Genomic DNA, 14,180 nt, shown 5'->3' on the forward strand with positions numbered 1-14,180 from the left:
GTTCCTGTTCACCAGGAGCATCCTGGCCGGCGAGCCGATCAAGCTGTTCAACAATGGCAACCACACGCGCGACTTCACCTATATCGATGACATCGCCGAAGGCGTGATCCGCGCCAGCGACAGCCCCGCCGCGGCCAACCCGGCCTGGGATTCCAGCCATCCGGATCCGGCGACCAGCAGCGCGCCCTGGCGCATCTTCAACATCGGCAACAACAATCCGGTGAAGCTCACCGCCTATGTCGAGGCCCTGGAAAACGCGCTCGGCCGCAAGGCCGTGATCGACCTCCTGCCGCTGCAGGCCGGCGACGTGCCTGATACATTTGCAGACACGTCGGTGCTGGAGAGGTCCGTCGGATACCGTCCAGCCACATCCGTAACAGACGGCGTCGGGCGATTTGTGGATTGGTATCAGGCACATTTCGGCACTAGCCGACTTCTTTGACAAGGCCGTGCCCTCAGCATCCAAGAAATAAATGCGCGTATCGTCCGAAATCCCAAACAGAAGCCGTGCTGCCTGCTTCACGCTCGCCGAACGGCTTGGAACGGAGGTAATCCGCCTATCTTTGGAGCTATCCAAGGGTAACGCCGATGTTAAGCGAGATTCAGTTGGTGGCAACCTGACCCGTGGAGGATAAGGAATGCAATCGACAGCCGATGGCAGACCGCCGAAAAGAATTCCATATTTGAAGATAATTCTTCGAATTTTGTCGCGAAGCCCCAATGGCAAGGTAGCCGAGCGCCGGGAAATTTACGAAAGAGCTCAAGAGCAACTCAAGACTGCGATGGAGAACATGCGTGCTCCGCTAGACAAGGAGCTGCAGGATGTCGAGCTCAGAATACTACGACAGACAATCCGTCTTTTGGAACATGACATCCGAGCTGGTGTAGACGTTTGGGCCGCGGGATATGAACCAGCTGAATTGAGCGAGCTCCTTCAGAAGAACGAACAAGCTAAATTGAACATCCAGGCACGTCGCAATTCAATCGAGATTCGCGCGGAACGAGAGGCGGTTGTCGCAAAAAAAGATGCAGAATACGCCGCTTTGGTTCAGGGGCAGGAAGAAACTCTGAGATACCTGGAAATGGCTACGCATATAGACACAATTGGATATAAAAAAAACGGTCACGCCATCAAGTCCATAACAATAATATGGGCGCTTTTTATTCATAATTTTCACACGATAAACGCTGATGGTCCATTTTCAATCATATGGCTGCTCATTCAGCCAATGATTATGCTTGCTATTATCAGTTCTGTATATCTGTTGATTGGCACCCACTACATTCTTAATATGGAAGTCCCTACATTTGCACTGCTCGGCTCTGGCACTTGGGTAGCTTGCCGGATGACGATCTTCCGGGTTAGTGGTCAAATTGCACACAATAGAGTAATGTTAAACCTACCCATGGTGTCGCCATTTCATCAAGGGATAACAACCGCGATATTGTACCTGATTGTCTATATGTTTTCGATAAGTCTTCTTTTTAGCGTTGGACGCTATCTTGATATAATTTCCATGCCTGATGACGTTCTTATTGCTGCACTTTATTTTGTAGGCATGTGGCTATGTGGACTTAGCATCGGCTTCATATTTGGTGTTGTCATTGGAGTATGGCCTTTCTTTGCGCGCCTGACGGGCGCAGTGGAGCGCTTGTTACAGATGTTTTCGTCTGTCTTTTATGTCTCTGAGCAATTGCCGGAGGTATATAGGCGGTACGTACTTTGGAATCCGTTGAGCCATGGTATGCAGCTTTTACGCGGCGCTTATTTTCACTCATATCCATGTACCGACGCGAAGCCGTCGTATTTCTGGCTTGCGGTCGTTTCCTTGATTTGTTCTGCACTTATTCTGGAAGGGTGGTTCCGCCGACATGTTCAGCCCGTCTAGCGGATGTCGACGCCTTTGGCATCTCGCAGTGCTAACGGACCCACGGGGTGGACGTTGTGTCTCTCGTGCCAGGGGTCACGATCATCGTGCCAGCACGGACTTTTGGATGGACAGCATTCAGATCCGCAGCGGGGTAGAAGCTTAGTGGCCAGATGATAGCCTTTCAGCGGACATCCGATGGGCCTGAGATTGCTGGCGTTCGTCGGCAAATTGCGTCATCTGTCGATCTCGACATTCCGACAGGACGCTATGCCCTACTTACAAGCGATCCGCTTGCGAAGAAGCCGGCAATTGATCTTTTAGCCGGGCTCAGGCCGCCGCAGATGGGGAGGGTAAGTTTCATCGGCTTAACATCGTGGCCAATTGGTCGCCCAGCATTTTTACGTGGCAACGTCACTGGTCGACATGTGATCGCCCTGATATGCAGGCTTTACGGTCTGGACATGCATGTATCGAATGCGGCAATGGAAATGATTGTTACCGACCCGAGACATCTCGACGGCAAAGTGGATCACTGGCCGGCGCAATTTCGTTATGAATTCGGACTAGCCGCTGCGCTATTGCCGCCGTTTGACATGTATATAGTCGAGGGCGTGTTCCCATTTCTCAAAGACCGCTTTAGCTATCTGTGGAACACCCTATTTGAGCGGCAGTCGAGCGGGAAGATGCTAATCGCCGGGAGCAATCGTGTCGCTGATCTGAACAGATACTGCGATAGGGCTATTATCGTTAACAGGGGACGAGTGGCAATTGCGAATGATCTCAAAAAGGCCCTTGATCGGTATCCGCCTCGTGCTGCCTCTTACGATGTTCAGAAGGAGTTCGACAACGAACTTACCGACGACATTCTCTGATGCGGATGCTCCAACCTTCCCAGTCTCGCCCGTAGGGAGAGACGAGCAGCGTCGATTTGTCGAATTGCGCCGCTTAACGCGCGCTCGGTCAAAATGGGGGGTCTGGGCGGCAGTTCTTTGCGTAGCTGTTCCGATTTTGACGACATCAATCTTTGTCTTCTTGTTCGCCACCCCAATGTATACGACGGAGGTGAGGTTCGCGATCCGCGGAGGGGCGGATGCTCAGGTGACGACGCCTGTCAACTCACTGTTCTCGTCAGGCAGCGGCCCGATGGAGGGATATGTCGATGGATATGCGGCTCGAGACTTTCTGGTTTCGCGCGAGGCTTTGGCAAGGCTCCAGCAACGGGTTGACGTGCGTAAACTATTTATTAGACCCAATTCCGATCCTCTGGTGCGGCTGCCTCAAAATGCGGATGACGATCAGCTTTTTGATGCCTATAGCGCGCGCGTAGTCGCGCGTTTCAATATACTGGAACAGATTGTCGTCCTGAACGTCAGCTCTTTCAAACCAGAGGACTCGGTGCTCATAGCGTCCTCTCTCGTTCGCATGACCGAGGAGTTTGCGGATCAAATGAACCAACGCGCTCGTAGAGATGCTTTACGGTTCAGCGAGCAAGAATTGGACCTCGCAGAGAAGCGCGCGACAGAAGCCAGACAAGAGATGGCTAAATGGCGGAGTGATACCGGGATCGTCGATCCGACGGCCGACGTGACAATGCTCGACGGATTGATTGGTCAAATGGAATCACAGCTTACAGCTGCTGAAAACGATCTAGCCAATATCGACGCGACCGGCGCGAGCGATCACCCCAGACGTCGGCCTCTCCTCACCGAAATTAAGACCTTGACCGAACGCATTGCGGACACGCGAAAGCGCAGGGGTGGCCCCAGTGGATCAACGACAGACCTGATCTCCCGATATGAAGGTTTGAACGCTGCCTTGGGATATTCCGAGAACAATTTGACATCGGCCCGCCAGGCTCTGGACTACGCTCGGCAAGCCGCTCTCCGCCAGCAGAAATACGTCGTTGTGATCGCCGATCCCAGGGCGGACGGGAGACCGACCTATCCCAACCCGTTCACCAGTCTGCTGGCCGCGTCGATCGTCGGTGTCGGCCTCGCGTTTTTCGGCTCTTTGATCGTAAGTATGGTTCGGTCAAGATTCGCCGCGTGACATTAGCGGATTGATAGCAGTCAAATTGGCGCGATGTGTCGCTTCAACGCGGACAGAGTCATGCAACATCCGGGCGCCAACATAACTGCTCAGGTTTCAACCAGTTTAACCGTAGCTCCCGACATCCGGTCCCGAGTGCCTTCTTCTACATTTACCTCCGTCTGCTCCACAAGGATCCACGCTATGGAAAGCCCAACGGTATGGCTGGCTGGGGCCAGGAAAATTTACAAGTGATGACAAGAAGAAAACACATGTTGTTGCTGTTGCCTGGGCTGTTGATGGGCTGCGCTAGTTTGCCGGCGTCGGGGCCAACAGCCACCGCAGTAATTAATGCGCAGGGTCAAGGCGCCGATTCTGCGCCCTATGAGGTGGTCGATATCACTGATGCCACCCTGGCTGCGCTGCGCAACTGCCCATCCGGTGATCTTGCCAGTCAATTCTCCCGTCATCGGCCCGCGCCTTCACAGGAACTCACGGTCGGAGACCAGATTGTTGTAACGATCTTCGAAGCGGCCTCCGGCGGGCTATTTTCCGGATCATCAGCTCAAGGCGCGGCCACGGGAAGTTCGCATAACATTTCGCTTCCACAGCAAACTGTAGACCGTGATGGATCAATCAGTGTGCCCTACGCAGGCCGTATCATTGCTGCAGGCCGCACGCCTAATTCCCTGGCGAAGGCGATAGAGGCGCGGCTCGCAAATAAAGCCGTTGAGCCACAGGTCATCGTCTCAACGCTGGGCAGCGCGGCTACCGCGACGGTCTCAGGCGACGCGACTGGATCGGCGCGGGTCCCGCTTTCTCTGAAAGGTGACCGTCTACTAGACGTTATCGCCCAATCTGGAGGCGTTAGGACGATGCCACAGGAGACCAAGGTTCGCCTAACGCGCGGCACGCTCAGCGAAGTCACTCTTCTAGACACGATCCTTAAAAATCCAACACAAAACGTCTTTGTATATCCGGGTGACAATATCTACGTTTATCGAGACCCGCCGATCTTCGTAGCGCTTGGTGCCGTTACGGCGCAAAAAGATTACCCAATCGACAAAGAACCCATGTCGTTGCTCCAAGCAATCGCCAGAGCGGGCGGGCTTCAAGACGCACAAGCAGATACCAGTGCTATATTTCTGTTCCGCCGTGAGTCTGCAAGCTTAGTTCGGACTATAAGGCCAAATTCAAAGCATCTTGCTGGCTCTGAAACCGTCCCAGTCATCTACCGACTGCGGCTAGATAAAGCCAATAACTACTTTTACGCACAACAACTTGCCATTCGCGATAAAGACATTATATACGTCGCAAACTCGCCTGTAGTCCAATTCAACAAATTTATAACTATGATCCGGGGTGTTACGTCGACAGCTGGCTCGTTGCGCGGTGTCACTTTCGCCAACTGAAGCTCGTCACCTACGGCCTGCTGTGTCGTTGGGCGAACAAAAATCATCAGCATGAATGACCTTGGTGAGGAACCAAGACATCGCGATAGAAACCTTATCGTTTACACGGGGATATGGCATGCTTCTGGATGTAGTCGACCGATTTCTATCAATGGCTTCTCGTTATCCCGAGCGTCTGGCTATAGACGTTGGCGCGCGCCAATTTTCCTACGCTTGGCTTGAGGAACGAGTCCGAATCTACGCCGAAATTTTTTCGTCGTTCGAACAGCCCAGAATTGCGATAGCGCTCCCTCAGGAAGCCGATGCCTATGCATGCATCCTGGCGGCCGGATTAGCTGGGGGCTTCCACACGCCGTTGAACACGGCTGCACCAATACAGAAGCTTCGGCGAATCCTGCATCGGTTGCAACCCAATATACTAGTAGCCAAGCCAAAGCTGGCGGCGGAAATTGCCGATGCGGTTCCCAACTTGAAGGTCGTGGATCCAGACTCCATCAACACAGATCGCTGCTTCTTGGGCAAAGGAACGCGTCATCATCTAGCTTATGTCATGTTCACCTCCGGATCTACAGGCGATCCAAAGGGAGTAATGATCTCGCGTTCCGCTTTAGCTAACTACGTTGATTGGCTGGAGAGCCTAAGCATTACTCCGCAAGACCGTATTTCTCAACAGCCCAACTTAGCTTTCGATATCAGCATGACCGATATATTCGGGGCATTATGTCATGGCGCTTCCCTTCACCCCTTGCGTGATGAGGGCGACAGAATGCTGCCGGCCGAATTTATTGCGAGACAAGGTATCACGATTTGGAACTCGACGCCCAGCGCGGTTAGTTTAATGATGCGCGCACGGCAAGTGACAGCGAACAATCTCGGGAGTGTACGGCTTTTTAATTTCTGCGGCGAACCGCTCGTTAGACAGCAGCTGGACGCCATTTTTGCCGCGGTGCCAGAGGCCCTTGCCCAAAACACCTACGGCCCCACAGAAGCTACAATCTCAGTGACTGAGCAAGTCCTGACGCCCGACAACTACGCGTCCTACTGCCACACATCCGCTGCCCTCGGTCGCTCCATACAAGGGATGAAGATTTCGCTTGTCGGCGGCAGTTCTGCCAACGAGGGCCAGATTGTGATTAGCGGTCCCCAACTTGCCGAGGGCTACTGGAACGATCCGGAAAAGACCGAGCAGCAGTTTCGCGAATTGGAGGAATTATCGGGCGAACGCGGGTATTTAACGGGTGACTGGGCGGAAATCCGCGGCGACTGTTTGTTCTTCAAAGAGCGAATTGACTTCCAGGTTAAGGTAAAGGGATACCGGATCGAACTCGATGAGGTCGTTTCCGCTATTGGGCAGTGCGGGTGGCCTGTGGCAATCGTATTTAAGCGAGGCGATGGACTGGCGGCCGTGGTGGAATCTAATGGCCTAGGATCGCTTGACGAGCGAAAGCTGAAGGTAGCCTTGTCAAGCATTGTCGAAGCCCATGCTGTGCCGACATGGATCCTGGAGATCCCGAGAGCACCGCGCAGCGAAAATGACAAACTTGACCGCACAGCCGCTGCGGCTTGGTTCGAGGACAATCTTGTTGTGAAGAAGGAGCGCACATGATGGACGACAGCAGCCTGTTCCAAAAAGTCGTTAATATTATAAACGACGAGTTCCCTGACAATGACACGGAAATTGCACGCGAGACCGTTGCGGAGGATGTAGTTGGCTGGGACAGTATGGCGCATGTTAGCCTCATAGCAATGATTGAAGAGGCATTCGGCGTTCGTTTCAGTGGCGCGGAGATTGTCAATTTTGAGAATGTCGGAGGTCTTTCCGATATTCTCAAAGAGAAACTATTGAATAAGTAGTTTAGCTATTTATTCAATATGCGGCGATAAACGCTTATATACTATGAGACGAGGGCGACGGTGGATCACTTGTTCAGGCAATTAACTAGGCGGGAAATTGAGAACGATTTTTCGGAAGACGGAAAGGCGTTTTTAGGCGACCTCGTATTTCAAGCTTTGCCCGAGTTGTATGACAGGGTTCCGATCGATCGACGGAAGCTCAACCTCATTCTAGCCGATCAAATCGATTCTCCGTCGACCGAACTTTCCGAAACCTGGGCCCTTTGGGAAGGGGGCTCGGTTTTGGGTCTTCTGTCAGTCATCGACGCGGGCGAACTGGATTTGTGCCAGCGGACAGGAATGTTGGACATCGTTCGGCACCTAGATCGGGACGCGAGGAAGAATTTTAAAAGAACCCTCGAAGGTCATGGCTCAAATGTTGAGTCTCTTGCATCACAGGCAGGGAAGTATCTTCCTCGCATGGCCGTGGCCGAATCGGCCCGGGGGAAAGGAGTGGCGCGGCGATTGATGCATCATGTCATTGACCGTTATGCGAATACTCCCATATGCTTACACGTAGCAGCCTCAAATGCGATCGTCATAAAACTGCATATGTCTCTGGGATTTCAGAACCAATCCGATACAGAGTGTCCTATTCGCGTGCTAGTCCGCAATCCACAATAATCCAGAATATAGACTTCCGTTTACCTTTCTGCGAATTGCACAGATGCAGTTCGGCAGGGCGGTTGGCGGACTAAACAGCTGTCACGGGTGAATTGGCGGTGGACTGCCAAAAGGGTGATTGATGCTGATGAAAGGAACTATAGCATTGGATAACATTCGCCCACTGTCGTTCGGCGGCTGCCTGCTGAATAACCTAATTTCTGCTCTACATCAGAACAATAAATTGGGAGGCATATATAAGGAGATGGGCTTCCTCAGGACGCCGTTCTCCATTTCTGCCGCGAGCGCTGTCCAGCTTCTCGAGTTTTTAACCGGGAGTAATACAATCCCTCAGCACGTCCGGCGGTTTTGCTATCTCGACAGCAGCCGAGAGCCTAATAAGGCCCAGATGGCCATCCCATATACGGCAGACTTAATTATTGTGGAAATGAGCACCTCTATCGATATTTTGTACGACGGCTTTGTTGTAAATACGAATCGGTTTCAAGAAATCATCCTCCCCGAGCTTGAACATCTCAATGTGCCATCAAGAATAGTTGCCAAGTGGAGGTCTTCTCTCGTTAAACAGAATGAGTCGGATCGCGCCAAGTATGCGACCCAGCTTCTCGAGTTGGTTCCCTCTACGGAAGAGTTCGAGTGGCTTCACGATTTGGTCGGAAGGACCACCACACGGCAATTGAACGTCGATGAAATGACCGACTACATTGGACGTATTAGGGAGACGGTAGATGTCCCCCTTGCGATGGTTCATCACAATTTTAGATACATGCCCGACGGAAGGCCTGTTTCATGGCCGACTGAACTTAAGGATCAATCGATCGAGGTCGCACATCGGCTAAAGGCGCATGAGCTGGATTTTGCTCCTTTTGTAGCGCGCCATGGCGTGAAGCGTGTTCTCGCCGATGATTGCCGCCATTGGAATCCTGCCTTTTTTCCCGAGATCGCCAACCATCTGTATAAATTCATTTGCAAAGGCGCCGGGAGAGGGGCGCCGGACGACCTGATTGAGAGGACGTTCGTTCCAACTGACCTCGAGAACGACGAACCGACACAGATCTCAGGCAAGCGTTTCAGAGAACCCAGCAGCGTCGAAGGGCGCGAAGAGAAGAACTCGACGGTCGGTCCTGCGATGCCCTCTAAAGATGCCGGAGTGCTTCAGCGGGGGACAGAAAGTGGCATAGGGATCTCAGGGGATCTCGTTTATCACCCGGAAACGGCGTCTCACTTCGATTTCGACGCTCGTGTGCTCAACATGATTGTTGTCGTTGGCCAGTCCTGGGCCTTGGGTGGCAATAACGATGAGGCAGGGGATGCGCCTTGTACCACTGCACCTGAACATCCTGGGCGCGCGCTGATGTTTGATGCCGGCTCTGCACCTCGTGGGAGGCGCGTGTCGAAGCTAGTCGACCTGTTTGAACGGGCGACGGGTTCGACAAAGGAAACCCCCTGCGGCGGCTTGGCCGACTACTTTTTGCGAACCTGCGAAGCCCGGTTCGGAAGGAAGCCCACCGTGGTATTTGCGTCTGTTGGCCGCGGGGGCACAACGCTGAGCGGGCTTAATCAAGGAAGCGCCGACGGCTTACTGCGAGGATCTGCACAGCATCTGGAAGTCATGCGGTTGGTAGCGAAGGCAGTGGAATTCGCCAGGGCCGACGGCAAACGTGTCCGGATGCTAGCGATCTGTCTCGCACACGGTGAGTCCGATGCCGGACGGGGAACGCCGGGTGACTCCTATCAGCGAGGGCTGATCCTGCTCAGGCAGCAATACGACGCCGATATTCGGCACCTCACCGGACAGGTGGATTCTGTCCCTATGCTGACATATCAAGCCAATCGGGGAGCATCGCGCCCGGGAATAATCGCCGAAAGTGTCTGGTCGCAGCTTCGCGTGGCAAAAGCTGAGCCACACATACGGTGTATTGGGCCTGTTTACCATCATGATCCTGAAAGTCGTTCGGAAGGTCGCTCGGCTCATTTGAAAGCGATTGGCTATCGACGTATTGGCTTTCAGTTCGGGCGTTATTTACTGGACGACCTCTTCGGACCAGGACTTGAACCGTTACGCGTCTGTCATGTTCGGTTGCTACGAGCGAATGTGATCGGTCTTGAATATTCCAGAGCAATCACTTTGGAACAAGACGATGAACGCGTGAACATATCAAGCTTAGGGGCCGGGATTGGTATCGATGTAGTTGGAACGGGCTGGTCTAGCCCAGCAATAACTTCCTTGGCCATATCCGCTCGAGACGACAAACTCGTCGAAGTACATTTTTCGAGCCCGATAAGCCAGCACGGGTGCCGGCTTTTCATAGCCGCACGCATAACTGGCACCAATTGCGGCCGACACGAAGGAGCGCGAAGCGGCATTCGCGCGAAAGTTCCTTACTACGTAGATCCGCACGACAATACTGAAATGTATGATTGGGCTTGCTCAGAGATCGTCGATTTTCCCTACCAATAACTCGTAGATGTGAAAGTAGGTTTAGGTCACATGAAATCCAAGCCACGAAAATACCAGGCTAAAACTCAAATGAGGACCGTTGAAAACATGTTAGCCCCCACCAGTCCGTCGACCGATCCCGGTTTTTTTGAATGTGTCGCAAATGCACATACGGAGTTGAAAATCTCCTGGAAATTGCGAGACTATATCCGCGTCGGAAACGCTGCAGCGACGCTTTTGGCATTGATCCCCGACAACCAGAATGCGCTGAAACTCCAGTTGAAGGCCGCCATTCGTAGAGGTGACGATACGGACCTTGTCGAAACTGCGCGCGCCGCAGTGGCCATTGCCGCGCCTGATGTTCAAAGTGCGGCTCAGCAGCTCGCCACGAAACGAAGGTGGGAGGATGCAGCCACTTTACTGCTAATTCTACCGGAAAACGCCGTCAAAACCGAACAGCGCGAAGCTCTATCACGCCGCATCGCCACCCAATTGGCCGCCGAAGGCCTACAAGCAAAAAACGAAGGCAACGAAGAGAAAGCGGCCAGGCTTTGGCAGTTGGGGCTGCGCCTCAGTCCCGAAGATGCCAAGATAAAGCGAAGGCTGCGCCAAATCGTTCATTCCGCGGCCGTAAAAGCCGTTGAAGCCAACTTCGACGCGGATCCAAATAGCTATATTCGAACATGGCACGGTGTCCTGACGCTCAGTCCCGATCACAGTACAGCTTTGAAAAGATTGGCGACAGCGTATGAAAAAGGCGGACATCACGAGGCCTCGCTGGAATTATGGGCCCGTTTGGTGCGCCTGACGCCTGAAAATCCGTCCGTGGTGCGTCGCGTGTTGCGGTTGGCGCTTTTGACTAGCCAGGAACTGGACGCCCTTGTGCTTTTGGCACGCGTGGGCGCCTCGGTGCCCGATGATAAGATCGGCGAAGCAACCCGGCGTGCTGTGTTCTATCAGCTCAGGGACTTCCTGCGCGCGCACAACTATCTTTTGGCGGCTCATCGGTTCTCCGTCCTCAAGAAATCCTCGTTGGACTTGTCCAAATACGATGACATTCAGGAACGGGTCTACCGTGGTGCCATCCGCGATTACAAACGCTTGATGAAGGAGGGAAACGTAAAGGAAGCTACCCAGTTGGCGGAACTGATGCTGGATATCGACGGGAACAATCAATTTGCATTGACTAATCTCGCCCAATATTCCTTCAAGGTGACCAATTTCGAACAAGCAACGTCCTACTATGAGCGATTGGCATCGGTGGACGGATCGAATGTAAAGGCATGGATCGGATTAGCTCGCAGCCTTAAAAAACTTGGCGATCATGCGGGGGCTGTTGCAGCCGCGAGGAAGTGTCTCTCCGTGGAGCCTGGAAATCAGATTGCAGAGCAAATCGTCACCGCTTTGGCAACAGCGGCTTAAAGGCTCGACGGACTGCGCTCATCTACTTGTGCATGCCGTCGCGCAAAATCGGGTCGGAGGGATTTCAACATGGCAGGATCGAAAGATCATAGCGCTCGTCAAAGCAGCCGTACGCTGAATAGTCTGTTTGGCGAAGGTCTCGGAACGAAGTCGGTTTCGCGCTTGATCGACGAGAACCTCCCGCCCCTGAGCGAAGGCGCCAAGAATGAGGAGCCTCTAAAGGCAGCGCAGACAGGTGCGCTGTCTTTAGCAGAACGACAGGCTTATGAAGTGCGGATTGAGTCCGCCAGCCGGAAAGAAGCCATCGACCGCGAGCGTATCCGGGAACTCCAGGCCGATATCCATGCGCTGAAAATCGAAATCTCGAGAAGCGATGTCTCCGTGCGAGCGAGCCAGATTGAGAAGGAACTGGAATCCTATAAACAGGCAAAGAGGAATGTCGACGTTCTCAATCTCGACCTATTGGCCCAGATCAAAACGGCGACAAACAAGCTCGAGACGCTCCGCAACAGCCCAATTTTCGGCCTAGGCCAAGAGATCTTGGCGGTCAAAAGCGACTGGACACGCGTTTTTTCCTTTCCGGCCAAATTCCGTGCCGCTCAAGAACAAGCGATGAAGGACAAGGCGGATGCGCCACCCGAACTTGGTGTCGATCTTTTAGCAGCCGAGGCTCTCCAGCATGCCGAACGGGCACTGGCCATCGCCGAACTAGATGGTTGGCTTGCCGCCGAGCATTGGGTTCGCGATCAAAGGTTGCCTGCAGGCATTTTGTCGCGCGTGCTTTTGGAACTATCGCGTCGTGCTCGCTTCAGCGATATTCCCGCGGCCGTTGCGCTGGCCAAGGCCGCGCTGGCGGCTGATCCACAACAGTGGCGAGTTAAACATCTCGCGTTCGTTCTCGCAGACGTTGGCGTTGTCAAAGAGGCTGCCGAGGTGATGCGATCGGCAATAGCCACCGGTGTCAACTTCAACACAAGCGAACTTAGACGCTTCGAGGAGGTAAACGCCCTTGCTAGGCTCGAAACGACTGGGCTCTCTTTGCCGCAACGCTGCGCTGGCCAAAAGGGCCGTTTCAACTCCATCATGCTCTATTGGCCGAAATCTCTCCCCGGCCACTGGTCCGCTTCCAGCTTGCGCGGACTCGCGTTGGCTAGTTCCTTTCAGACGGCCGGGAACGAAGTGAAGATAGTGACCGTCCCCGGCTACCCTTCAATCGACAAATCAGGCCGTATCGAACTTAGCAAGGAGACTGTGGCGGGTATTGCTCACTTCCGGCTCCCGGCCATCGAAATCGACGGCAGCATTTTCGACGCACACTCTTGGGATGCTAGCGAATTGCTAGCCGAGAGGATCGCTGCAGCGAATGCCGGGGCTGTTGTCGCACCAAGCTCGATCGAGTTTGCCTACCCGGCGGCGATAGCGGCGCGCCTCAACGGATCTCGCCTCATTCTCGATTGCACGACTATGACACGAGCGAAGAGCAACCCAGCCAGCGAGCGGGAAGCCATTCTTATTACGCTAGAAAATGCTCTGTTGGCCGAGGCTGATACTCTCCTAGTGCGCGACGACTTCTTTTCCGACCGCTTAGCCGAAGCCGGCGTGTCGGCTAATAAAGTTCTTTCGATTGGAGAAGCGGTTTTCCAATTCAATGTGGACGAGAATCGCCCCGACTGGTCGTCATCGCCAGCTCTCCAGGGCGGGTTTGTCATCGGATATATCGGCGATGCCTATGACGATGTGGACCTCGAAGCTTTCCCGGCAATCGTGGATGAACTGATCAAGCGCGGGCATCAAGTACGGCTCCTCGTTTTCGGCGTCGGCACGCGCTTCCACCGGATTCGTGATCAGCTGGAAGCTCGAGGCCACGGCGATCGATGCCTATTCCCTGGACGACCTCGCAACGGACATATCGCAGCTGCCTTTGCGGCGATTGATTTGATCGTTATCCCGGCCATGCCAGCAACACGTTATTGCGGGCGGTCACGCTTCGAAATAGCAGAAGCCTTGGCGCATGGGCGACCTGTACTTGCGGCAGGACCTGTCGCAAGCGCGATGCAGCCTAACCTAAAAACAATTGACGCTTTTGGAGAGGAAATGGTCGGGGCGATGGTTGATGCCGTCTCGACCTTCATCCTGCAGCCGGCTAGCTTGGAACAACTTACGCAAGCTGCATGTGAGGCAGCCTACGGCATGACCGTGACAGCGGCCGCAAAACGCTTAGTAGAGAAAGCGGATGATTGCAGCATAGAGGCCGGCGAAAGGGTGGAAGACTCCTTGTGTGTGTCTGCGACCCGCCGACAATTTTCCAAAGGAGACCTCGACCGCGTCGAGCCACGAGCACAAGGTCAGTGCCAAGTGGAGGGAGATACGCTGATGGCTGCCGAGCAAGGGACGCACTTGGGCCGCTGATCGGCATGGCTGCCGAGCAAGGCACGCCGCCGCTCAGCGCCTTTGGCATCGGCCATCAATGAATTCGTGATGGCATGCCAG

Annotated in this window: 11 protein-coding genes; all 11 read left to right on the forward strand. The window is 53.8% G+C overall.

All coding sequences use genetic code 11. The features are described from left to right. On the forward strand, nucleotides 1-442 hold a 442-nt coding region (locus tag ACWGS8_RS32150; RefSeq protein ID WP_454584708.1), incomplete at its 5' end, for an NAD-dependent epimerase/dehydratase family protein. A 196-nt stretch (nucleotides 443-638) separates the two neighbouring features. Further along, a complete protein-coding gene (locus tag ACWGS8_RS32155) occupies nucleotides 639-1,889 on the forward strand; it encodes a hypothetical protein (protein ID WP_454584709.1) in 1,251 nt (416 codons plus the stop codon). Nucleotides 1,890-2,041: 152 nt separating this feature from the next. After that, a complete protein-coding gene (locus ACWGS8_RS32160) occupies nucleotides 2,042-2,743 on the forward strand; it encodes a hypothetical protein (RefSeq protein ID WP_454584710.1) in 702 nt (233 codons plus the stop codon). Between the two features lie 226 nt (nucleotides 2,744-2,969). Continuing rightward, complete coding sequence (locus ACWGS8_RS32165; protein WP_454584711.1) at nucleotides 2,970-3,920, forward strand: hypothetical protein; 951 nt, start codon at nucleotides 2,970-2,972, stop codon at nucleotides 3,918-3,920. Between the two features lie 200 nt (nucleotides 3,921-4,120). Beyond that, the gene (locus tag ACWGS8_RS32170) at nucleotides 4,121-5,311 is read left to right on the forward strand and encodes a polysaccharide biosynthesis/export family protein (RefSeq protein WP_454584712.1); all 1,191 of its coding nucleotides are present in this window, start codon (nucleotides 4,121-4,123) and stop codon (nucleotides 5,309-5,311) included. A gap of 118 nt (nucleotides 5,312-5,429) precedes the next feature. Beyond that, entirely contained in the window at nucleotides 5,430-6,917 is a 1,488-nt protein-coding gene (locus ACWGS8_RS32175; protein ID WP_454584713.1) for an AMP-binding protein, read from the forward strand. Beyond that, on the forward strand, nucleotides 6,914-7,165 hold the full coding sequence (locus ACWGS8_RS32180) for an acyl carrier protein (RefSeq protein WP_454584714.1): 252 nt from the start codon (nucleotides 6,914-6,916) through the stop codon (nucleotides 7,163-7,165). Before ACWGS8_RS32175 ends, ACWGS8_RS32180 begins: the two co-directional genes overlap by 4 nt. A 60-nt stretch (nucleotides 7,166-7,225) precedes the next feature. Continuing rightward, on the forward strand, nucleotides 7,226-7,828 hold the full coding sequence (locus tag ACWGS8_RS32185) for a GNAT family N-acetyltransferase (protein WP_454584715.1): 603 nt from the start codon (nucleotides 7,226-7,228) through the stop codon (nucleotides 7,826-7,828). 145 nt (nucleotides 7,829-7,973) lie between these two features. Then, entirely contained in the window at nucleotides 7,974-10,289 is a 2,316-nt protein-coding gene (locus ACWGS8_RS32190; RefSeq protein WP_454584716.1) for a hypothetical protein, read from the forward strand. A gap of 30 nt (nucleotides 10,290-10,319) precedes the next feature. Continuing rightward, the gene (locus ACWGS8_RS32195; RefSeq protein ID WP_454584717.1) at nucleotides 10,320-11,690 is read left to right on the forward strand and encodes a tetratricopeptide repeat protein; all 1,371 of its coding nucleotides are present in this window, start codon (nucleotides 10,320-10,322) and stop codon (nucleotides 11,688-11,690) included. A 69-nt stretch (nucleotides 11,691-11,759) separates the two neighbouring features. Continuing rightward, nucleotides 11,760-14,099, forward strand: a complete 2,340-nt coding sequence (locus ACWGS8_RS32200) for a glycosyltransferase (protein ID WP_454584718.1) — start codon at nucleotides 11,760-11,762, stop codon at nucleotides 14,097-14,099. Nucleotides 14,100-14,180 lie beyond the last annotated feature (81 nt).

The sequence above is a fragment of the Mesorhizobium sp. 43Arga genome (assembly GCF_053714255.1).

Bases quoted from the DNA above. Each gene is read 5' to 3' on its own strand.
- ACWGS8_RS32155 (WP_454584709.1), top strand. From the start codon at position 639: ATGCAATCGACAGCCGATGGCAGACCGCCGAAAAGAATTCCATATTTG.
- ACWGS8_RS32160 (WP_454584710.1), top strand. From the start codon at position 2,042: ATGATAGCCTTTCAGCGGACATCCGATGGGCCTGAGATTGCTGGCGTT.
- ACWGS8_RS32170 (WP_454584712.1), top strand. From the start codon at position 4,121: ATGGCTGGCTGGGGCCAGGAAAATTTACAAGTGATGACAAGAAGAAAA.
- ACWGS8_RS32175 (WP_454584713.1), top strand. From the start codon at position 5,430: ATGCTTCTGGATGTAGTCGACCGATTTCTATCAATGGCTTCTCGTTAT.
- ACWGS8_RS32180 (WP_454584714.1), top strand. From the start codon at position 6,914: ATGATGGACGACAGCAGCCTGTTCCAAAAAGTCGTTAATATTATAAAC.
- ACWGS8_RS32195 (WP_454584717.1), top strand. From the start codon at position 10,320: ATGAAATCCAAGCCACGAAAATACCAGGCTAAAACTCAAATGAGGACC.
- ACWGS8_RS32200 (WP_454584718.1), top strand. From the start codon at position 11,760: ATGGCAGGATCGAAAGATCATAGCGCTCGTCAAAGCAGCCGTACGCTG.